Here is a 17,949-nt window from a genome sequence, read left to right as displayed (position 1 = left end):
GCGGGTCCCTCCAGGCCTTCGGCCCTCCGTTTCGCCATCGCCCTTCGGGCGATGGGCGGACCCGCTCCGCGTGTCCGTGGCCTTCCCTTCGGTCAGGCCGGCCCGGCTCCGCTCGGGCCTGGCACCGCTCCGCTTCGCTCCACGGTGCCGGTGGACTGATGCTCGTTCACATAGATGAGCTGGGTTTTTGGCTGATCTCACTACAGGCTGACTAGGAGGGAGGGGTGGGCTTGGGGGGGGTGTGTGCGGGTCGGCTTCACTCCCCCCGATATTGGTCCAGTCCACTGCCTAGGCCACTGTTTCGGCCTCACGGCGGATCGGAGTGCGTACCCTCGGAGGGTGCGCGTCAGTCTCCGCTGTATCAGTCTTTGACCGTCAGGCGATCCCGCCGAAAGTGGGGTCCGGACCCGTGCTTTCGGGCGTTCGCCGGAATTCGCGGCCAGGGACTGATATTCTGCCGAATAGTCGCTTCTGTCGCGCGCTATATTCGGTCGCCTCAATTCTCGGGCCGTCCGTCGAATGTATCAGTAGGGCACTGTCAGCATTTCCCGCGTGGTCCCTGGTGTGGGTCCGGGAATGGGTGAGGGGAGACACGTCTTCGTGAACGTCGTAAAGCCTGGCTTGAAGGCCGCTCAGGCGGCCGCCGGCATCTCGCTGCGCGGGCACCAGGAGGAGGCCCTGGAGGCCATCGTGCGGGGCCTGACGCCCCGTCCGGGGCACTCGGCTCCGAACGGGCTGCGGGTGACGGTGCAGATGGCCACCGGCTCCGGCAAGAGCTACGTCGGTGCTGCGGCCGGCCAGAAGCTCGTCCCGCGCGGGACGGTGCTGGTGGTCGTGCCCACGCTGGACCTGCTGGTGCAGATGGTCGGCGCCTGGCGGGCGGCCGGGCGCTCCGGGGACATGCACGCCATCTGTTCGCTGGTCGACTCGGAGCTGCCCTTCGGGGTGATGGCGAGCACCAGCCCGCTGATGATCGGCATGTGGCTGGCGAACGCCGCGAAGCACCGCCGGCCGACCACCATCTTCGACCGAGCGAGCAGCAACGGCCCGCCAGCAGGGCTGACGGGCCGTTACGCAAGATCGAACTAGCGTTCTCAGGCTGAACCTATCAGCAGCTGGCCCACCTCAAGTTGTAGTCGTCAACGTCGTCGGCCGCGAGGAAATCAAAGGACTTTGTCGCACCCGCCGGACCGACGCGAAGCGTGTCCTCAACGTGGCCGCTAACCGTAATCAGCCGGAAGAACGGGCAGCGACCGTCGGCCCTGTCGTCCTTGAGCCAACCCCATACATGGCGGCCACACCACTGGATCTCTCCGTGGCCCTCAGGTATGTAGGCGGTGAGCGGGGGAGTGCAGCCAGCGACGCGGCTGGCCGACGCGGTGGAGGCGGACGCTGCGGGCGCAGCGTAGAGAGCCAAAGTGGCTGCCACAGCGAGCGGCACGGCGAGGAGACGCTTCTTCATGGTTCCCTCTTCCAGACGTTTCGGCATGAACTTCCTTCAGGTCTCGCAAGGCCTTAGGGAAGGCATTTCGAATGCAGACTAACCGTCGCATGCGGTATTGGAAGAGGTTTTACAGAGATAGGGGAGCAGGGGGAGCTAAGTGCCTAATGAGCCGTGTGAGGCATAGAGGGAGGATCAGTGTCCTGTGAGACTGGGCGAGGGTGCGGATGGTGTGGTGAGTGGGTCGCTGGGGTGCCCGGCGGCGGAGGTCGAGGGGTTGGTCGGTGTGGTGTTCCAGTAGGGCGTGGATGTGGCCTTGGGTTGTGCTTTGTTGGTGAGGCGGCAGGCTCCGGGGTTGCGTGCTGTGTATTTGGTGTGTGCTTGATGGCTTGTGGAAATCCGCTCGGTTCGGCGTATTGGTGCTCTTTGCGTTTATGGAATGCGCAGCATGTTGTAGCGGTGTTTTCAGTACCGTTCTGGCGTTGAGCGGCCGTGGGGAATCTGGGTCATGCTGTAGGGGGTTTCTCCGTTGCTTCGGTCGTACTTCGACCAGCGCTTTGCGTGGAGGAGGCGAACGTTCCACCAGGGGTCGTCGTCCGGGGGGCCGTGCTTCTCGGCTCGGCGCAGGGCGCGGGCGGTGGGCAGGTCCAGGATGAGGGGCCGGCGCTTGTCGGTGCGGCGCTGGCGGTCGCAGGAGGGGCATTCCAGGCGGTCCGGCTCGGCCGGTTCGTCGAGTTCGTGCTCGGCGTCGTGGGCGCCGCCGAGGGGGCCGTGGCAGGTGTGGCAGGGGTGCAGGGCTTCGTTGTGGGCGCGGGCGGCGAGCAGCCTGGCGCGCTGCTTGGCGTCCTGGGCGTCCTGCTTGGCCTTGGCGGCCTGCTCCTGCTCGGCCTGTTCCTGGTCCTCGCGTTCCTGGCGGCGCTGGGCGATGAGGTCCCAGTCGGGTTCGTCGTTGAGGGCGTCGGTGAGAGAGTGTCGGCCGGGCCGGCCGAAGCGCCACCAGACGGGCCCTTGCCAGCCGTGCTCGCGCAGGCGCTCGACGGTGGTGCCGAGCACGGGGATCTTGCCGTCGAAGGTGGCGTAGGTGACGCCCTCTTGCTCGTGTGCCTGGCCCTGCCAGTGCTCCCGGGTGGCATCGCGCAGGTCTTCGAGGCGCTGTTCCAGGGCCTGGGGGCTGTAGCGGGGGCGGCTGCCCCTGGTGCCCTGGTCCAGGACGAACAGGACCGGCGGGCGGACGGCGCGGCGGTGCCGGTAGCCGTAGGCGGGTTCGGGGACGTTGTAGCGGACCTCGACCTCCAGGCGCTCCTGGCCGCCGTCGTGGACGGTGCGGTCGAAGTACCGCTTGTAGTTGTCGAGCTTGCTGGCGACCTTGCGGATGTCGGTCATCGTGCCCCGGTCGAGTTCCAGGAAGGCCACGGGGATGTCGAGCTCGGGCAGGCGGACGATGGCGTCGGGGATGACGTTGAACTTGCCGGTGATGGTGTGGGGCGTCTCGGTGGCCCAGGCCTCGATGCCGCCGGGCAGCGGGCCGGTGGGCAGGGCGCGGCGCGGGGGTGCCTGGCGCTGGTCGGTGCGGGGCGGGGCGTCGTGGGTGGTGGTGCCGGTGACGGCGGCGATGATGAGCTCGTTGACGAGCATGGCGTGGGGTGCGCCGGTGAGGCCGGCGCCGCGGGCGTGGCCGCCCATGTCGCGGTCGTCGCCGAGGGCTTCGGCGGCGGCGGCCAGGCCGAGCGGGGTGAGGCCGACGATCTTCTCCGCGCCGGGCCCGCCCGGCGTCGGCTTGGCGCCCGCCCCCTCGGCGGTAGGGGCGGTCTTGGGGGCGGGTCGGCGGCCCGGCGGCGAGGTGGTGCCGCGGACGTCGACCAGCTTGTGCTTGGTCAGGTCCCGGACCGCTTCGGCCACGTGCTCCACGCGGTGGTGGTCGCGGTACTCGTCGGCGGCGATCAGGGCGTGCAGCTGCTTGTAGGTGGCGACCTTCAGCACGCCCAGCGCCGCGAGGACGTCGGCGCGCAGCGGGGCCGTGCTGCCGTTGGGGTTGCGGGCGGAGCGGCGGAAGTGCACCCGGCCGGGCCGGGCTGGCTGTTCGTCGCCATGCCGCTCGCCTGGCTCGTCCTGGTCGTGGTCCATGCCCTGCCCCCGCGCTGTCGTTCGTGGTGGTGATCTTCTCTGCTGTACCGCACACCACCGACACCGGGGCCGCCCCGCCCGCCCGCGCTTGCTCGCCCGCCGCTCGCCGCTCACCGCGCGCCGACCACCGGGAGGCGCCCGGCCGCCCGGCCGGGAACAGGGGGAGGGCCCCAGCGGCAATGGAGCGGGTGGGCAGCACTGGACCCGGCGGTGAACCCGAGCCAGACCTACCCAACTGCACCACCAACCACCAACAGCTCAAAGAAGGGAAGGGAGAGGGTTGTCGGCAACCCTGGGCGGCCCGAATCCTCGGGCTGAGCTGGGGAAATGTCGTAGGGTCGACGAATGCTTCCCCCCGGGGCATCACCCGGGGACAGCCCCGGGGAGACACCCGGGGAACTCCAGCGGGCTCCTTCGCCTCGCCGGGCCCTCGCCAGGCCCGGACGCGCGCTGTGACGGCGGCTCAGGCTCTGATCGGACAGTACCCCGGGTCGGCCTTCGGCACGCCGGATCGGCCGGCCTCGCCCCGCCGGGTCGGCGGCGCGGGGTGACTGATCCAGGGACGGCGGCGTTGGAGTGGGGGTGAGCAGCACTTCCACTCCCCGCCCACGGCGCGGCGGTACCGGGTTGGGGCCGGGCGTCCCCGGCCGGGCCTTCGCCGTCGTGGGCCGGGCGCCGCGGTCCCCGCTTCCCTGGTCACAGGAGTCGGTCGACGACGGGCTGCAGAGCGTGCTGGCCGGCCATCAGCGGCTGGTGGCCGCGCGGTGGGAGACGGCGTTCGAGGACCTGGACGAGGACGTCCTCGGCGAGGTGGCCCAGGAGGCCCGCCAGGACGGGCGGGACCCGGCCGGGGCCGTCGACGTCTTCGTACGGAGCCTGGTGCGGCAGCTGGAGGACTGGAAGCAGGCCGACACCGCGCTGGCGAAGGCGCTGAACGAGGCGGCGCTCGGGCGGCCGTTGCCGGTGTGGGCGGCCGACGCCCTGGCCGCCGAGCGGGGCCGGCTGTGGGGCGCGCGGCAGGCCCTGCTGGAGGCTGTCGCCCGGCACCACCACGGTGGGCCTGCGCCCTGGTGAGGCCGGATCAGTGGGCGGGGGCCGCCTTGGTCTGGTGGGCGCGCAGGATGGCGTCCAGTGCCAGGTCCGCGGTGGGGAGGGTCCTGGGCCGGGACAGGGTGTCGACGAGGAGCCGGGCACCGTCCGGTTGGTAGAGGCAGGCGATCCAGCCGGCCTGTCCCCACGGCCCGTCGGGCAGGGGCGCGGTCCATCCGACCGGCGTGCTGTCGAGGCGCAGCTGGAGGACGTCCTTCGCGTCGGGGTCGAGCCAGGAGCCGAGTTCCCAGCCGGGGCCGAAGGTGAGCTCCAGGTCGTCGAGGAGGTCGGGGAAGTCGAAGCGGCGCTCGGGGTCGGTGCAGGCCTCCCGCCGGGCCTGCTCGGCCGTGGCGGCCGCCGACCGCTGGGCCGGCACCGGCTCGGCGGTCGGCTCGGGGGCGGGGGCGGTCGGGGTTTCGCCTTGCGGGGAGCTTGTCTCGTCCGGGACGGCGGCGTCGTCCGGGTCCTCGTCGTGGTCCCAGCGGTCGATCCGCTCCCGCGAGCGGGCCATGAGGCGCTCGTGCTCGTCCAGGTGGGGCCAGCGGGCCTTGTCCCGGATGTCCTGCGCGGCCATGTAGGCGCGGGTGCCGTAGACGGGCAGGACCTTGGCCAGCTCCGCGAACGCGGCGGCCGGATCGCCGGCGGCGGTCTCCTCCAGGAAACGGGTCAGCCGGCGGCGCAGCGCGTCGGCGGTGCCGAGGAGGTGTCGGCCGTCCTCGCCCCAGCGGGCCAGGACGTCGTCGGCCCCGGCGGCCGCCGCCGGTGCAGCAGGTGCTGCACCGGGTGATGCAGCGGCGGGGTCGGCTGCTGCACCGGGCGGCGCAGCGGCCGGGCGGGGTGCAGCGGTGCCTGCTGCTGCCTGTGCTGCTTCGTCGCGGGCCTTGGCCTTGGCGCGGTCGACCTTGCTGCGGCAGGACCTCGAGCAGTAGGTCCGCGGCCGCCCAGTGCGCGGTACGGGGACGGGGTTCGAACAGCCCGGCCGGGCGCAGCTCCGGGCCGGTTCCTCGCCGGTGGCGGCCGGCTGGTCGGTGGCGGCGGTCGGCGGGGCGCTGTCCATGTCCGGGATCGTAACCGCCGAGCCCGACGGCCCGACCGGGTTTCGCCTCACTGCCGGATGCGGGGCGAAACCCGGGGCGGCGGCACCTTGTTGTCCTGCTTGGCTCTGTTCACGTCACAGAGCAGCGTTTCGACAGCAGTTCGGGCGGCAGCGCCCAGTCCGGATGTTCACGAGAAAGGGCAGCACCTCGGTGGTGGCCGGCCGGACGCCGACTACCGCCCGCTCGGGGCACGGGGCAAAAGCGCTGGCTACGGGCGCAGGCGGCAGCCACCGACGCGCCGTTGCCGGGCGTCGGCAGGTGACTCCCGTTCTTGTGAACATCGAGTCGTCCGGTCTGCAGACGCCTTCCAAACCCGTGAACAACTGACTTCACGAGTCGTGAACAAAGCCACCTGCTGCTGCACTGGCGTGCTGCGGTGCAGCAGCAGCGCTGCTCCACCGCTGTGACCTGCGCCGGTGAGGTCGGCGGGGCGGAACTCACCGGGCGGCGGAGAGCTCACCGGCAGGTGCGGGTGGTCCTGGCGGCCGTTCTGCGGGTGCGCAGCTGGCGGTGCGGGCTGGAGAGTGGGGTGGTGGGCATCGTGGCGGTGGTCGAGCAGCTGGAGGACCCGGCACGCCTGGTCGTGCACGCGACCGGCTCCGACCCGGACGTGCCCGGCGCCCCGGCGGCGGTCACCGCCTGCGGGCTCGACACCGCGGGCATGACCGTCGACCCATGGCGGCTGGCGGCCCCGGGGCAGCGCTGTTTCCCGCCCGACCTCGCCCGCTACGTCTGCCCGCGCTGCGACCGCGCCGTGCGATCGGTGTTGCGATCTACGATGGCCGGATGTCCGACTCCTCCGGTTTTCCCGAAGATCTGCTCGCCCTCCAGCGCCGCTGGTACGCCGCCGAGGCCGCCTGGGCCGCCGACCCGACCGAGGAGAACCGCTTCGCGCTCACCGAGGTCGGCGCCGAACTGCACGCCCACGAGCACTGGGCCAAGGCCGGCAACCGGCACGAGGCCCTCATGAAGCTGAAGCAGGCCGCCCGGCCGGCGGACCCAGCGCAGGACCCGGCCGCGGCCTGACCCTCGCGGCCGGGTTCCGGCACCCGGCCAGGGGAAGGGGTCGGGTATGGGCGAGCGCGACCGGCACCGCGAGCTCGTCGGCCCGGCCCCGCAGGGCGAGGCCCGGCGGCTGACCAGGGAGCTGCGCGCCGCGATCGAGGAGGTCCGCTCCGCCGTCCTGGTCCTGGCCGCACGGGTGCGCGCCGCACACCAGGCCCGGGTGTGGGCCGCGCTCGGGTACAGCGGCTGGGCCGCGTACGCGGGCGCCGAGTTCGGCGTGAGCCGCTCGACCGCCTACCGGCTGCTCGACCTGGCGGCCGCGGCCGAGGCGATCGAGGACGTCGTCGCCCGCCAGGTGGGCCCCGAGCTGTCCCACGCGTGGGACACCGGCCTGGTACTGCCGGTGCGGGCGGTCGTCGACCTCAAGGGCCGGATCGCGGAGCTCGCCGACCTGATCGCCGAGCGCCTGGCCGACGCCCAGGCCGAGGCTGGCGGCGCGCCGCTGGAGCCCGGCCGGGTCGGCGAGGTCGTCGCCGGGGCCGTCGCCGAGCTGCGCGAGCGGCCGGACGTGCCGGTCGCCGAGCTCGCCGTCGCCGGCGGGCCGGACGGGTACGACGCCGAGGCATGGCGGCGCCACGTCACCGCCGGCCGGCCCCTGGTCGCCGAACAGCAGCAGAACGACCGGGCGCTGGGGGAGATCGCCCTGCGCCTCGCGCCCGCGCACCTCTCCGACCGCAGCGCCCTGCCCGTCCTCGCGGTCTACGCCGACTTCGTCGGGGAGGACCCGGAGCTGTTCCTGGCCTGCCGCCGGTACCTCATCACCGGCGACTGGCGAGCCGTCGAGGACGACTACCGCGGCCGCCAGGCCCGCGACCTCCTCGCACGGCACGGCGAGGAACAGTGAGCACCGCGGGGACGTGCGGCGCAGCGGCCGGGACCGGGGGCGGCGCGGTGCGGGGGCGGTCAGGGTGCCGGGATGGTTCGGACGTCGTAGGCCCAGCCCCGCGGTACGGGGTTGCCCTGGTCCATGCGCAGCGCTTCGTAGATGTCGCATTCGAGGCGTTCGGCGGCGTCGGCGGCGGTGATCAGGTCGATCGGGTAGGGGCCGACGACCAGGGCGGGGCGCTGCTGGCCGTTGTCGTCGTCGTCCCGGCGGAAGTCGATGTGGAAGCGCTGGGCCTGTTCCTCGTCGGGCACCCGCAGCCGGGGGCGGACGGGCTGCTGGAGCCGGCCGATTCCCTGGGTGTACTCGTCGAAGTGCTCGATGACGTCCCGGGCCTCCTTGCCACCACGACGGACGCCGCCTCCGCGGCCGGCATCGGCGGGGGCCGCGGTAGGACCGCCGGCTACGGCCGTCGCGCCGAGCCGTTCGGGTCCAGCGGGTGGAGCCAGCGGGCCGGGACGGTCATCGGGGTGGAGGTCATGAGCTCGACCGCGGTGTCGTTCAGGTCGGTCAGGGTGCCGGTCACCGTGTAGCCGACGCCGGGCGGCAGGCCGAGCCCTGCGGCCTGGCCGTCGGTGAGCCTCACCCGGACCCTGGAGTGCGGGGCGACCAGGAGGCCGGCGACCATGTGCTCGCCGTCCGCCTCCGGGAGATCGGTGACGGTCAGCTCGAACTCGGAGCCGGCGCGCACCCAGCGCCGCCAGTGCAACAGGACGCTGTCCAGATCCGTGCTGTCCGGCGCGTACCGGGCGTAGCGGAGGTGGGCCGGGACGCGCACCAGATACGTCTCCCCGACCCGCACCCGCGCCGTCCGCACCGAAACCGCCTCCTGGTCCGCCTTCTTCCAGTCTGCGCCTACTCCCGCCCTGCCCCAGGCCGGCGCCGGGGCGGGGTTGCCTTGGTGGCCGGCCTTCAGGACCATCCCGCTCCCGGTCCCTGCCAGCCGAGGGCTCGTCGTTCCTCGTACCAGAGTCGCTCGGCGGTCCGCGGGTCGCGCTCGGCCCAGTCCTCGGGGCGGTCGCCGGGCCTGGGTCCGTCCTGCCATCGGCGTCGGGGGGCCGGTGCGGCCGGGAGGGTGGCGTCGCCGATCAGGGCGCGCGTGCGGGCGGTCGCGGCCAGGGCCGGAGCGAGCGTGGTGGCGGCCTCGGGGCCGAGGCGGGTCAGGAGCTGGAGCAGCGCGTCGACGGCGCCGAGGGTGTCGGTGGCGGCCGTCGGCGACCAGCCGTCGGCCGCCACCAGATCGGTCATCGCGCACACGGTGTCGGTCAGCGTGTCGAGCTGGTCGTGGAGGTCGCCCATGCCGGGTCAACGAGCGGCCCGGTGTCACGGTGCGGGCCGGCGGCCGCCCTGACTCGCCCTTCGGGCGACAGCGCGGCTGTGACCCGCTGGGATCGCGACTCCTTGATGGCCCGTCAAGGGAGCGTGTCGGCCGGGGTCGAGGTACCGACCGGGCACCTTGACGGCCGACGGTCGGACGGTCGGACGGTCGGGCGGTTCGGGGGCCCGGGCGGTGGTCGCGGCCGATCCGTCAAGGTGCCGGGGGGGTGGGCATCAAGGCGCGCGGGCCGCCTCGATGCCCGCCCCCGGACCCGGTCGGCCGGCCCGGTCACAGGTTGTGGAGGTGGGCGAGCTGGACGGTGCGGGCGGCCTGGGCGGGGGTGTCGTGCAGGAGGGCGTCGTGGGTGACGGGGTCGCCGATGAAGTAGCCGCCGGCCACCGCTATCCACCGGTCGCCGAGGCCGGGCAGGCCGCGCTCGACCCAGCCGACCTGGTGGCCCTCGCCGAACACGAGCAGGACGTCGGGCTGCACCGTCCAGCCGGCCAGCGCCCAGTGGTCACCGAACACGCCGGGGTCGAGGGCGAGGTGGGCGTCCAGATCGGGCAGGCCCCGCAGCGTCGGATCACGCGGCACCGTCAGCGTCCCGGGAGGCGGACTCGGGATCGTGGACGCGGCGGCCGACGCGGGCCGGGGCTCTTGCTGGGCCAGGCGCCGGCCGACAAGGTCACGCAGCCGATCTCCCCTGTCTGCCGGACCGGGGGTTTCTCCCCGGGGCACAACAGACGCCGCTTCGGGGCCCGTGGCGACGGACACCGTTTCACCCCGGGGCGCAACAGGCGCCGGAAGGGCATCTTCGGCACCCGGGCGGCCGGTTGCCGGCGGCGGCGTTTCGCCCCGGGGCGATGGAGTGGGCGTCTCGACGCCGGCCTCGGCCACCCGGGGAACGGGCGGGACGGCCGGCGCCGGTCCGGCCGCGGCGCCGGCGACACCGGAGAGGCCCTCGGTTTCACCCCGGGGCGAAACAGCGGCTTCCGTGACGGGCGGGGCGGGCGCGGGTGCCGGGGTGGCACGGTCGGCCAGGACCTGTTCGGCGAGCTCGCGGTGGCGCGCGGTCAGGAGACGGGCGGCGTGGAGGACGTCGTCCAGGGCTTGGCGGGCCTGGGCAGGGTCGCCGTCGCGGGCCGCCCGGTCGAGCCGGGTCAGGAAGTCGACGTCGTGACGGCGCAGCCACGTGCCGAGGTCGAGGAGCTCGGCCGCGATCGGGTCGTCGGCGAAGCCGTCGGGCAGCCCTGTTTCACCCCGGGGTGTTTCGGCGGCCGCGGCGAGGGCCTTGTCCCGCTTCTCCTTCTCCCGGGCGCGGTCCGCCTTCGACGAGCACGCCTTCGAGCAGTACTTCGGGCGGCGGCCCTTGCCCGCCCATTCCAGCTCCGTGGCGCACATCGCGCAGGCCGGCGCGCCGAACAACATCGGCGCGGCCGGCGCGGCCGAGGTGTTTCCACCCGGGGAGAAAGTCATGGTCGGAAGGCTATCCAAGCAGCACGCGGCGTTTCTCCCCGGGGGGATCGGCGGTCCGGCGGCGGCCACCCGGACAGGGCCGGCCCCGGTCGCGCGCGCCGGGACCGTGATGGTTCGGTGCCGGGTCCGGTTCACCGGTCATGCCGAACCCGCTCTCCTTCCTCCCCGTGGCCGACCGCCGAGCGGTCGACGACGATCCGGACGGCCTCGCCGCCGACGACGAGCGAGCCGAGCAGGCCGCGGCACGGGCCGCGGCCGCGCGTGAGGAACGCGAGCACGCCGTTCGCGAGGCACTCGCCCTGGCCGTCAACGCGGGGGAAGCGGCGGCCGCATGGGTGCGCGAGCTCCCCATCCTCGCCGACGCACTGAACACCGCCACCGGCGTCGGACACGCCGCGGCCGCCGAGATGACGGCCTGACCGCGACCGCGCCGGCACGGGCTCGCGCCGCTCCTCACCGCGACGTGTCCCGGTCCGGGGCCGACAGCGGTGGTCAGCCCCGGCCGTCTGGGACCGGCCCCGCGGCGAGACCGCCCGGACCGAGCCGCCGACGCCCCCCAGGCACCGCCGCCGACTCCTCGACGGGGGCCGGCTCCAGGAACGGGGCCCGCTCGACCGCAAGGAGCCGGGCCCCGGCGGACGACTGCACGGGGGTGTCGACGGCGGGCTCGGAAAAGGGCTGCCACAGCGGGCGCCGGTCGGAGGAACTCATGATCACAGTCTTCCAGGTCCACCCCACCCGGCCACACCGAACAGGCCACCCCACAAGCATCAGCCGGGCACGATAGAGACAGGAACCGGCAAGGGAGCAGCGATGCGCACCGCAGACGTCGTGGTCGGCGAGACCTACATCGCGAGCATCCCCCAGCGCCTCCCGGAGGAACTGCGCCGCCCGGGAGACACACCCGAGCAGTGGCGGGCGAACACGCAGCTGCACCTGGTCCGCGGCCGGCGCATCACGGTGACCGTGACCGGCTTCGGCGAGGAACCCGGCACGGTGCAGGTCAGCCGCGACCTCCCGGCCGGCCGCGCCCGGCTGCGCCTGACCGCCGAACAGGCCGCGGCCCTCGACCTCGCCAAGGGCCAGGAGTACGAGATCACCGGCATCGTCACCGACGCGGACGGCGAGGCCATCGCCTTCCCCGGCACGGTCACCCACACCATCCCGGCCCGCTGGCTGCGCCCGCCCGGCGAGCGCTTGGTGCTCCACCCGGACACGGACCGCTTCCACCGGGCGCTGGTGTGCCGGGACGCCGACCAGATGACACCGGACGAGATCGACCGGGCGGCCCAGAAGGCGCTGGAGCAGCTCCAGCACGTCCGGGGTCTGGCGCTGGAGGACCCGAACGTCGACCATTCGGTGCTCACCGCCGAGGCCGACCACCAGGAGTGGCTGCGGATCGCCGAACAGGTACGGAAGGCCGGCCTGGCCGTCTACGACCCCAGGGCCGATCCCGACGCGGTGGAGCACCCGCCGCTGATCCGGTTCCGGCAGACCTGACGAAGGCCGGCGGCCGGTTGCGGCTGGCTGTCCCACCCTTGTCCTAGATCCGGCGAAGGTGTCGCCACCTAGGGAAACGGGGTGGGACAGTCCAAGGGCCGTCCCAGCAACTCGGGCATAGCGGGCAGGCTGGCACGGAGCTGGGACAGGCTTGTCCCAGCCCGCCGACGCCGCCCGTCACGGGCCGGGGTGGACCTCCAGCCGCTTCTCACCGGGGCGCCGCGGGGCGAGCACCGTGCTGTAGTGCTTGTCGAAGGTGAGCAGCGCGGGTCTGCTCAGGCGCCAGGCGAGGGCGGCGTTGACGCAGTCGGTCAGGCCGAGGCGGATGCCGAGGTGGCGGCGCATCAGCTCCTCCGCTTCGAGGAGCAGCGGGCGGTCGACGGTGGCGATCTGGACCCGGCCCTGTCCGGCGAGGGCGCCGATCCGGGTGATCGCTTCGAGGGCCGCTCGTTCTCCGGCCCGGGTGTGGAGCAGGTGGTCCAGCTCGGCGAGCACCAGTGGGGAGATCAGGAGGATCTTCGGCACGTTCAGTGCTTGGACCCCGGCCTTGTGTAGCGTGTCGCGGCCGTTGAAGGCGCTGAGCAGCACTCCGGTGTCGGCCACCGCCAGCACGGGGGCGGGGGCGGCCGGGATCGGGACGACGGGGGTCACCGGCCGAAGCCTTCGGCCAGGTACTCGTCCGTGTGGGCCGCGAGGTCTGGCGGGCCGTCGAACAGTGCCCAGTCCGCGAACTCCGACTCGCCGATCGTGGTGGTCGGCAGCTTCAACGTGCCGGCCGCGTACTCCAGCGCCAGCGCCTCCGCCGGACGTCCGAGCACGGCGGCGAGCTCACGCAGCACCGCGGCCTCCAGGCCGGACACCGTCACCTGTGCCGTGATCGGCCGTTCCTGCGGCGTAGCCGGCGGTTGTGCCTGCCCGTCCATCCGGCTTCCTCTCTCTGTTCGACGCCCCGGAGCGGCCGGGGCGGGGTTGTGCGGTTAGGCCGGGCTCGGGCCGCCGGAGCCGGCGGCCCAGTTGGCCAGGTCCCGAACGAAGACGGTAAGGAGCCGGGCGAGATCCAGGTAGCGGGCGGCGCGGCCGAGGTGGCGATCCGCCCAGTCGGCGAAGTCCCGAAGGTGGTCGGCGGCCGAGCGGCGGGTGTCGTCCCGGCCGGGATCGGAATCGTCTGTCTTGTCTGTCACGGATCCCAGCCTCCCACTGCCGAGCCGCGCGGCGGAGCGGATTCACCGGGAACGAGCGAGGGTCCAGCACGGCGCGCTATGCCGGGTCGGCGAGTGGCCCGCCGTGCCCACCCCGGCCGGCCGCAACCCGAGGGCAGCACCCGGCGACCCCGCCCCGGCGGCCTGATCCCGCACAGGCCCCGGCGGCCAGGAGATCGGCCTGGGGTCGATTCCGGTGCCCGTCAGCGGGAAGGCGCAGAGTGTGGGCGAGCGCGAGCGCCAGGAGCGCGCCGCCGGACCGGACAGGCCCGGGACGCGGCGGTCGGCGCGGCAGGGTGTCGGCGGACCCGACGGGGAGCACCGTCGACCGCCCGGGGTGGACGACGCGACCGTCGAGGCGCTGGGGATGCTGTCGAAGGCGCTGGAGTACACCGAGCGGGCCCGCGGCCACCTGTACGCGGTGCATCAGATGACCGGCGGCGCCGACCGGATGCTCGCCGAGGCGGTACGGATGCTGCGCGAGGCCGGGCACGGGGAGCACGCCGACCTGGTCGAGCGTGAGCTCCTCGGCCGGGATGTCGTCCCGGGGATGTGGACCTACCAGCTGATCGAGGCGTACGACCGGACCTACTACGAGGCGTTCACCGCCGTTGAGGAACAGGTCCGCCGGGACCTCGCCGCCGGGCGCCGGCACCTTGCCGAGGCCGAGATGCAGCGGGTCGCCCGCTCCCGCCGCCGCGGCTTCAAGGCTCCGTAGCCGTCCGAGCGCCTGGCAGGCCAGGGACGGGGCGCAGGCGGCCGGGGCCCCGGGGGACGAGGGGGGCGTTCCGCGGGGCCCCGGCCGGTGGGAGGCCAGCCGCGCCCAAAGCCGGGCGCGACTGCTCTGCCGGACGGCCCGGAAATGCTGTGGTGGGCCGGCCGTGCCGGGAATGCTAGACCCGCCAATCGGCGGTGACCAGGGCTTTGACCTGCACTATTTCGGCCGCGCACATGCCAGATGCAAGTGCCTGCCATCCGGGGCGCACCGCGTGGTCCGCACCCCGACATGGCGTGCCCCCACCCGCCGAGGACGCGTTGACCGGCCATGAACGATCACACGCCGTTCCCCGTCTCTCCGCCGGCTGCGCCCTGGTGGCACCCCGGCGTGCCGACCGGCCCGGCCCCGGCCCCGCCCGCCAGGAGGACCGGCATCCCCGGCCTGGCCTCCTGGGCGCAGCGGGCGACGGCGGCCGGGATCGAGGTGGGGATCGCGGGCGGGCTGATGACGGCGTACCTGGCCGCCCTGTCGGCGCTGGCGCCGGCGTTCGCGGCGCTGCAGTTGCTGGCGCTGCTCGCGGACGTGGATATCCGGGGGTCGCTGGCGGGCGGGTACTGGGTGGTCGGGGGCGGGTGGCTGGTGCTCCAGTGGGCGGAGCGGGGGCGGACCGGGCAGGGCCTGGGCGGGCGGCTGGTGGGCATCGTGACGGTGGACGAGGACACCGGGGCGCCGATCGGCGCGGCCCGGGCCATCTGGCGCGGCGTCCTGCACTTCCTGGACGCGCTGCCCGCCTTCGCCGGCTTCGTCCGTCCCGTCACCCACGTACGGCGCCAGACCTGGGCCGACAGCATCAGCCGCAGCGTCGTGGTGCGGCGGGAGCTGATCGACCGGATCGCCCTGCCCCGCCAGCAGTAGCAGCCGGCGGCGGCCCTCCCGGTGCTACAGGTGCGGGCCGATCAGCAGCACGGTGAGCACCGCGCCGTTGTCGCGGCCGTGGGCCTGGTCGCCGCCGTCGGCCGGGCCCCAGGTCCAGTAGATCCGCCAGGCGGCGAGGTAGCAGCGCGACGGTCGGAGCCCGATCCGGAGGGGTTCTACTCGTCGTCGTGTCGACCGAAGGGCAGGCGGTGGACGGTCGCGAGGTCGTCGTCCTCGGCCGCGCCGGCGTCCAGCTCGTCTGCGGCCTCCATCACGCGGGGCCCGACTCGGTAGAAGTTGATCGGGCCCTGGCGGTAGACCAGCTCCAGCCAGCCGTCGGCGGCGAGGCGCTTGATGCTCTTGGAGACCGTCGGCTCGCTGAGCCGCAGCTTCTCGGCGATCAGCTTGCCGACGGTACGCACGGTCTGGCCGAGCGGGACGGTGGTGGCGTAGAACGCGAGCACACGAAAGTCCGCGCCCGGCGCGCCGGCGGTCCGCACCAACAGCTCGTGCATCAGCGCCTGGGTGAACTCGGCGCGCTGCTCCCGGTTCATGGCTGCAGTCGTCACGCGGCCTTCCTCTTCCTTGTGGGCTTGGCGGGCGTCTGGGGGGCGGGCACCACCGGGAAGCGGGCCTCCTTCGTCGCGTCCACCTGCTTCTTGGCCGGGCCGTCGTAGCCGGCCCGCGGGTTGACGCGGTAGAACCGCATCCGGCCGAAGCGCTCGGCCTCCAGGAGGAGCCCGCCGAGGTGGAGCTTCTCGACCGAGGTTCGGACGATGCCCTGCGCAGGCCCAAGGGTCTCAGAGATCTCCTTGAAGGTCATCCGCAGGGGTTCCGCGCCGTCCGGGGAATGGGCGAGGTAGAAGCCGAAGATGTCCCGGTCGTTCTGGTCGTAGCCCGAGTCCTTGCGCCAGAGCTTGCGCATCAGCGTCTTGGAGACGTTCACGTGCCGGCCGGGGTGGGGGTTCCAGTCGTAGCGGATCTTGTCCGGTCCCGGCTTCGCCTCCTCCTCACCGAAGAGGTCCAGCTGCATGACCTCGCCCGTCGCCCGGTTCACGAGTTCTCCCCGCACCGGAATGGATGGCGACATACCCCTCCTCACCTCGCCGTGTTGCCTATAGGCAACATGAACGGCACCACCCTACCGTCATATTGCCTATAGGCAAGCAGGTTTGGGTGGACTCGGGGGCGTGTCGACCCGCCGAGGTTGCCTATAGGCAATGTGAATGCACGATTCATGCACTCGAATGTGCCGATCATGCACTCCGCATGCCGCCTGAGCTGGGAAAACATCATTCGCCTCTAAATACTCAAGGAGAGGTCGGCGGTCACTCCGCGGCTTCACCCCGATGGCGGGCCCCTCGGATCACCATCGCGCCACCCGGGTGGCAGCCCTACAGGGCCTCCGGCAGGTGCCTGGCCCGTGCCGCTGCCGCCGCCCGGGCCAGGCACCGACGCAGGCCTACCGAAGGGGGCCGGCCAGCTCACCGCGCCAGTCGCGGAAGTCCGGCTGCCGCCGGACCCGGGCCTTGACGGCCCTTTCCGCGCCTATGAGTCGAACGGCCGCTCCCCTGCCCTACCGCCCCCGGTGGTGCTTCGCCGAGCGAACCGGAGCCGGGGCCGGTGGTGACTGTGTGGGTCGTCGCCGGTGACGGTATCGGTGAACAGGTTGATCGCCAGGTGGGTCGTGGCATCGGCCACCGGACGATCAGTGGCAGGCCCCGACACGTCCTGCGGGCCGGCCGGCAGGTGCCCGGCCCGAAACCGGCACCCGCCACCTCGATCATGGCAACCGCCCAGGTCACGCCGTCCTCGGCGTGACCGGTGCGGCGACGGGCCGACGGCTGGGCCGGCCACGGCCCGGACGGCGGATCCGGCGGCGCAGGGCGGGCGGCAGCGAAGGATGGTCCAGCGCATCCGGGCGCTGGCCACGGGTGCGGGGGCGGAGCACGCCGCGGCCCACCCCAGCGACGAGGTGGACCGCAACGCCGGCTCGGTTGCCGCCCGAACGCGGCAAGACGCGGACCGATGGATCCCGCGCTCCCGCGCCGGCCTTTCTACAGGTGCGGGCCGATCAGCAGCACGGTGAGCACCGGGCCGTCCTCGTGGTCGCGCCCGGCCAGGTCGGTGTCGGCCGGGCCCCAGGTCCAGTGGAGCCGCCAGGCGCCGGCGCCCTGGTCGACGTAGGACGTCCAGGCCCGCTGACGCGGGTGGCCGGGCAGAGCGGGGTAGCGGTGGCTGCGCAGGCCCGGGTGACGCGGGTCCGCGGCGAGCCGCTCCAGCGCGCGGCGCACCCGGCGCAGCCGGGCCGGGTCGGCGCGGCGTCCGTGTTCGAGGTGGCGCAGGGTGCGGGTGGCGGCGTCGGTCAGGTGCAGCGTCGGCATCGAGGTCTCCTTGCTCCGGGCATGCGAAGAGGGCCCGTCTCCCCTGGGTGTGTGGGGAGACGGGCCCTCGGTGGGCGGGTCGGGTGGGGTCAGTAGGTGGGGTCGGCGCTCTGGCCGGCGGCCGCGATGCATCCGACGTCGAGCTGGTCGGCGAAGCTGTTGAGGGAGGCGGCGTAGAGGGCAGCGGTGCGGCGGCAGTCACTCTCGTCGCAGGGGCAGGCGCTCCAGCCGGCGGCGATGGCGCGCAGCAGGAGGGTGACGGCGGTGGCGGGGATCATCAGTTCGCCGGTGAGGATGTCGTGGGTGACGGGCATCGGCAGGGACGGCAGGTCGTGGGGGTCGGTGTGGGGGTGGTGGTCGCTCATGTTGGTTCTCCGAATTTCGTCGGTGAATTCACGGACGGGGTGATGGAAATGGAAAGTCCCGACCGCTGGGAGCGGCCGGGACGGTGTTTTCGGCGACACATGTGACTGAGCGCTCGACTTGGCCAGTTGAGCAAAGCCCCTGACCAGCGGTGATGCCCACAACTGCTCCGAGCTGGAGCAGCCATTGAGAGCTCGTGGTCCCCTGACCAGGAAGAACGTCGACGCTCAACTGGCCACCTCGACGACTCACTGGCCATGCGGAGCACTCAGTCACAACACATGTGACTGAGTGCTTCACTTGGCGGCTTGAGCGTTGGCTGGGCAGGGTATCGCCAGAGTTGGGCCTATGGGCCTGGTTTGGGTGATTTCGCCCGC

The 17,949-nt window shown here is 73.1% G+C and carries 23 protein-coding genes; 8 read left to right on the top strand and 15 right to left on the bottom strand.

Annotated elements, in window-relative coordinates; all coding sequences use genetic code 11:
* Positions 1–621 precede the first annotated feature (621 nt).
* The gene (locus tag ACFXHB_RS40985; protein ID WP_380581652.1) at positions 622–1,089 is read left to right on the top strand and encodes a DEAD/DEAH box helicase family protein; all 468 of its coding nucleotides are present in this window, start codon (positions 622–624) and stop codon (positions 1,087–1,089) included.
* A 19-nt stretch (positions 1,090–1,108) separates the two neighbouring features.
* Here ACFXHB_RS40985 and ACFXHB_RS40980 read toward each other — a convergent pair whose 3' ends face one another.
* Together ACFXHB_RS40980 and ACFXHB_RS40975 are read right to left on the bottom strand one after the other, a co-directional pair.
* On the bottom strand, positions 1,109–1,489 hold the full coding sequence (locus tag ACFXHB_RS40980) for a hypothetical protein (protein WP_380581650.1): 381 nt from the start codon (positions 1,487–1,489) through the stop codon (positions 1,109–1,111).
* A 417-nt stretch (positions 1,490–1,906) separates the two neighbouring features.
* Positions 1,907–3,565: a hypothetical protein gene (locus tag ACFXHB_RS40975; protein WP_380581647.1), complete on the bottom strand. Its 1,659-nt coding sequence runs from the start codon at positions 3,563–3,565 to the stop codon at positions 1,907–1,909.
* A gap of 582 nt (positions 3,566–4,147) precedes the next feature.
* Here ACFXHB_RS40975 and ACFXHB_RS40970 point away from each other — a divergent pair.
* The gene (locus ACFXHB_RS40970; RefSeq protein WP_380581644.1) at positions 4,148–4,639 is read left to right on the top strand and encodes a hypothetical protein; all 492 of its coding nucleotides are present in this window, start codon (positions 4,148–4,150) and stop codon (positions 4,637–4,639) included.
* Between the two features lie 7 nt (positions 4,640–4,646).
* Here ACFXHB_RS40970 and ACFXHB_RS40965 read toward each other — a convergent pair whose 3' ends face one another.
* Positions 4,647–5,711, bottom strand: a complete 1,065-nt coding sequence (locus tag ACFXHB_RS40965; RefSeq protein WP_380581641.1) for a hypothetical protein — start codon at positions 5,709–5,711, stop codon at positions 4,647–4,649.
* Positions 5,712–6,537: 826 nt separating this feature from the next.
* On the opposite strand from ACFXHB_RS40965, the gene ACFXHB_RS40960 reads away from it, so the two are divergent.
* Together ACFXHB_RS40960 and ACFXHB_RS40955 are read left to right on the top strand one after the other, a co-directional pair.
* Positions 6,538–6,777, top strand: coding sequence for a hypothetical protein (locus ACFXHB_RS40960; protein ID WP_380581639.1), 240 nt, complete (start codon positions 6,538–6,540; stop codon positions 6,775–6,777).
* 46 nt (positions 6,778–6,823) lie between these two features.
* Positions 6,824–7,660 carry a hypothetical protein gene (locus ACFXHB_RS40955; RefSeq protein WP_380581637.1) on the top strand — a complete coding sequence of 279 codons (837 nt, stop codon included), beginning with the start codon at positions 6,824–6,826 and terminating at the stop codon, positions 7,658–7,660.
* 59 nt (positions 7,661–7,719) lie between these two features.
* Here the strand turns inward: ACFXHB_RS40955 and ACFXHB_RS40950 are convergent, their stop codons facing one another.
* The 4 genes from ACFXHB_RS40950 to ACFXHB_RS40935 form a co-directional block, all read right to left on the bottom strand.
* Positions 7,720–7,953 (bottom strand): hypothetical protein, encoded by a 234-nt coding sequence (locus ACFXHB_RS40950; RefSeq protein ID WP_380581635.1) that lies wholly within the window; start codon positions 7,951–7,953, stop codon positions 7,720–7,722.
* Positions 7,954–8,102: 149 nt separating this feature from the next.
* Positions 8,103–8,621 carry a hypothetical protein gene (locus ACFXHB_RS40945; RefSeq protein ID WP_380581633.1) on the bottom strand — a complete coding sequence of 173 codons (519 nt, stop codon included), beginning with the start codon at positions 8,619–8,621 and terminating at the stop codon, positions 8,103–8,105.
* The gene (locus ACFXHB_RS40940) at positions 8,612–8,998 is read right to left on the bottom strand and encodes a hypothetical protein (protein ID WP_380581631.1); all 387 of its coding nucleotides are present in this window, start codon (positions 8,996–8,998) and stop codon (positions 8,612–8,614) included. The genes ACFXHB_RS40945 and ACFXHB_RS40940 overlap by 10 nt, the downstream gene beginning before the upstream one ends.
* A gap of 307 nt (positions 8,999–9,305) precedes the next feature.
* Positions 9,306–10,493 (bottom strand): hypothetical protein, encoded by a 1,188-nt coding sequence (locus tag ACFXHB_RS40935; protein ID WP_380581629.1) that lies wholly within the window; start codon positions 10,491–10,493, stop codon positions 9,306–9,308.
* 140 nt (positions 10,494–10,633) lie between these two features.
* Between ACFXHB_RS40935 and ACFXHB_RS40930 the strand changes: the two genes are divergently transcribed.
* Positions 10,634–10,912: a hypothetical protein gene (locus tag ACFXHB_RS40930; protein ID WP_380581627.1), complete on the top strand. Its 279-nt coding sequence runs from the start codon at positions 10,634–10,636 to the stop codon at positions 10,910–10,912.
* 73 nt (positions 10,913–10,985) lie between these two features.
* On the opposite strand, the gene ACFXHB_RS40925 is transcribed toward ACFXHB_RS40930, so the two are convergent.
* Positions 10,986–11,204, bottom strand: a complete 219-nt coding sequence (locus ACFXHB_RS40925; RefSeq protein ID WP_380581625.1) for a hypothetical protein — start codon at positions 11,202–11,204, stop codon at positions 10,986–10,988.
* A gap of 102 nt (positions 11,205–11,306) precedes the next feature.
* On the opposite strand from ACFXHB_RS40925, the gene ACFXHB_RS40920 reads away from it, so the two are divergent.
* Positions 11,307–11,993, top strand: coding sequence for a hypothetical protein (locus ACFXHB_RS40920; protein ID WP_380581623.1), 687 nt, complete (start codon positions 11,307–11,309; stop codon positions 11,991–11,993).
* 177 nt (positions 11,994–12,170) lie between these two features.
* On the opposite strand, the gene ACFXHB_RS40915 is transcribed toward ACFXHB_RS40920, so the two are convergent.
* From ACFXHB_RS40915 to ACFXHB_RS40905, 3 genes are read right to left on the bottom strand one after another with little or no spacing between them, the layout of a single operon-like run.
* Complete coding sequence (locus tag ACFXHB_RS40915; protein WP_380581621.1) at positions 12,171–12,644, bottom strand: type II toxin-antitoxin system VapC family toxin; 474 nt, start codon at positions 12,642–12,644, stop codon at positions 12,171–12,173.
* Positions 12,641–12,916, bottom strand: a complete 276-nt coding sequence (locus ACFXHB_RS40910) for a hypothetical protein (protein ID WP_380581619.1) — start codon at positions 12,914–12,916, stop codon at positions 12,641–12,643. The genes ACFXHB_RS40915 and ACFXHB_RS40910 overlap by 4 nt, the downstream gene beginning before the upstream one ends.
* Positions 12,917–12,970: 54 nt before the next feature.
* Complete coding sequence (locus tag ACFXHB_RS40905; RefSeq protein ID WP_380581617.1) at positions 12,971–13,174, bottom strand: hypothetical protein; 204 nt, start codon at positions 13,172–13,174, stop codon at positions 12,971–12,973.
* Between the two features lie 355 nt (positions 13,175–13,529).
* Between ACFXHB_RS40905 and ACFXHB_RS40900 the strand changes: the two genes are divergently transcribed.
* Complete coding sequence (locus ACFXHB_RS40900) at positions 13,530–13,910, top strand: hypothetical protein (RefSeq protein ID WP_380581615.1); 381 nt, start codon at positions 13,530–13,532, stop codon at positions 13,908–13,910.
* A gap of 327 nt (positions 13,911–14,237) precedes the next feature.
* On the top strand, positions 14,238–14,825 hold the full coding sequence (locus ACFXHB_RS40895; protein WP_380581613.1) for an RDD family protein: 588 nt from the start codon (positions 14,238–14,240) through the stop codon (positions 14,823–14,825).
* A 176-nt stretch (positions 14,826–15,001) separates the two neighbouring features.
* On the opposite strand, the gene ACFXHB_RS40890 is transcribed toward ACFXHB_RS40895, so the two are convergent.
* The 4 genes from ACFXHB_RS40890 to ACFXHB_RS40875 form a co-directional block, all read right to left on the bottom strand.
* A complete protein-coding gene (locus ACFXHB_RS40890) occupies positions 15,002–15,394 on the bottom strand; it encodes a hypothetical protein (RefSeq protein WP_380581611.1) in 393 nt (130 codons plus the stop codon).
* Positions 15,391–15,882 carry a transcriptional regulator gene (locus tag ACFXHB_RS40885; protein ID WP_380581609.1) on the bottom strand — a complete coding sequence of 164 codons (492 nt, stop codon included), beginning with the start codon at positions 15,880–15,882 and terminating at the stop codon, positions 15,391–15,393. Before ACFXHB_RS40885 ends, ACFXHB_RS40890 begins: the two co-directional genes overlap by 4 nt.
* Positions 15,883–16,882: 1,000 nt before the next feature.
* A complete protein-coding gene (locus tag ACFXHB_RS40880; protein ID WP_380581607.1) occupies positions 16,883–17,209 on the bottom strand; it encodes a hypothetical protein in 327 nt (108 codons plus the stop codon).
* Positions 17,210–17,298: 89 nt separating this feature from the next.
* Complete coding sequence (locus ACFXHB_RS40875) at positions 17,299–17,574, bottom strand: hypothetical protein (protein ID WP_380581605.1); 276 nt, start codon at positions 17,572–17,574, stop codon at positions 17,299–17,301.
* Positions 17,575–17,949 lie beyond the last annotated feature (375 nt).

Source organism: Kitasatospora sp. NPDC059327 (assembly GCF_042752535.1).
Lineage (GTDB): Bacteria > Actinomycetota > Actinomycetes > Streptomycetales > Streptomycetaceae > Kitasatospora.
This window is presented reverse-complemented; position numbering and strand designations above follow the sequence as displayed.

Coding starts and splice junctions, on each gene's coding strand:
- ACFXHB_RS40980 (WP_380581650.1), bottom strand. CDS start 1,489: ATGCCGAAACGTCTGGAAGAGGGAACCATGAAGAAGCGTCTCCTCGCC.
- ACFXHB_RS40975 (WP_380581647.1), bottom strand. CDS start 3,565: ATGGACCACGACCAGGACGAGCCAGGCGAGCGGCATGGCGACGAACAG.
- ACFXHB_RS40965 (WP_380581641.1), bottom strand. CDS start 5,711: ATGGACAGCGCCCCGCCGACCGCCGCCACCGACCAGCCGGCCGCCACC.
- ACFXHB_RS40960 (WP_380581639.1), top strand. CDS start 6,538: ATGTCCGACTCCTCCGGTTTTCCCGAAGATCTGCTCGCCCTCCAGCGC.
- ACFXHB_RS40955 (WP_380581637.1), top strand. CDS start 6,824: ATGGGCGAGCGCGACCGGCACCGCGAGCTCGTCGGCCCGGCCCCGCAG.
- ACFXHB_RS40945 (WP_380581633.1), bottom strand. CDS start 8,621: ATGGTCCTGAAGGCCGGCCACCAAGGCAACCCCGCCCCGGCGCCGGCC.
- ACFXHB_RS40940 (WP_380581631.1), bottom strand. CDS start 8,998: ATGGGCGACCTCCACGACCAGCTCGACACGCTGACCGACACCGTGTGC.
- ACFXHB_RS40935 (WP_380581629.1), bottom strand. CDS start 10,493: ATGACTTTCTCCCCGGGTGGAAACACCTCGGCCGCGCCGGCCGCGCCG.
- ACFXHB_RS40930 (WP_380581627.1), top strand. CDS start 10,634: ATGCCGAACCCGCTCTCCTTCCTCCCCGTGGCCGACCGCCGAGCGGTC.
- ACFXHB_RS40925 (WP_380581625.1), bottom strand. CDS start 11,204: ATGAGTTCCTCCGACCGGCGCCCGCTGTGGCAGCCCTTTTCCGAGCCC.
- ACFXHB_RS40920 (WP_380581623.1), top strand. CDS start 11,307: ATGCGCACCGCAGACGTCGTGGTCGGCGAGACCTACATCGCGAGCATC.
- ACFXHB_RS40910 (WP_380581619.1), bottom strand. CDS start 12,916: ATGGACGGGCAGGCACAACCGCCGGCTACGCCGCAGGAACGGCCGATC.
- ACFXHB_RS40895 (WP_380581613.1), top strand. CDS start 14,238: ATGAACGATCACACGCCGTTCCCCGTCTCTCCGCCGGCTGCGCCCTGG.
- ACFXHB_RS40880 (WP_380581607.1), bottom strand. CDS start 17,209: ATGCCGACGCTGCACCTGACCGACGCCGCCACCCGCACCCTGCGCCAC.
- ACFXHB_RS40875 (WP_380581605.1), bottom strand. CDS start 17,574: ATGAGCGACCACCACCCCCACACCGACCCCCACGACCTGCCGTCCCTG.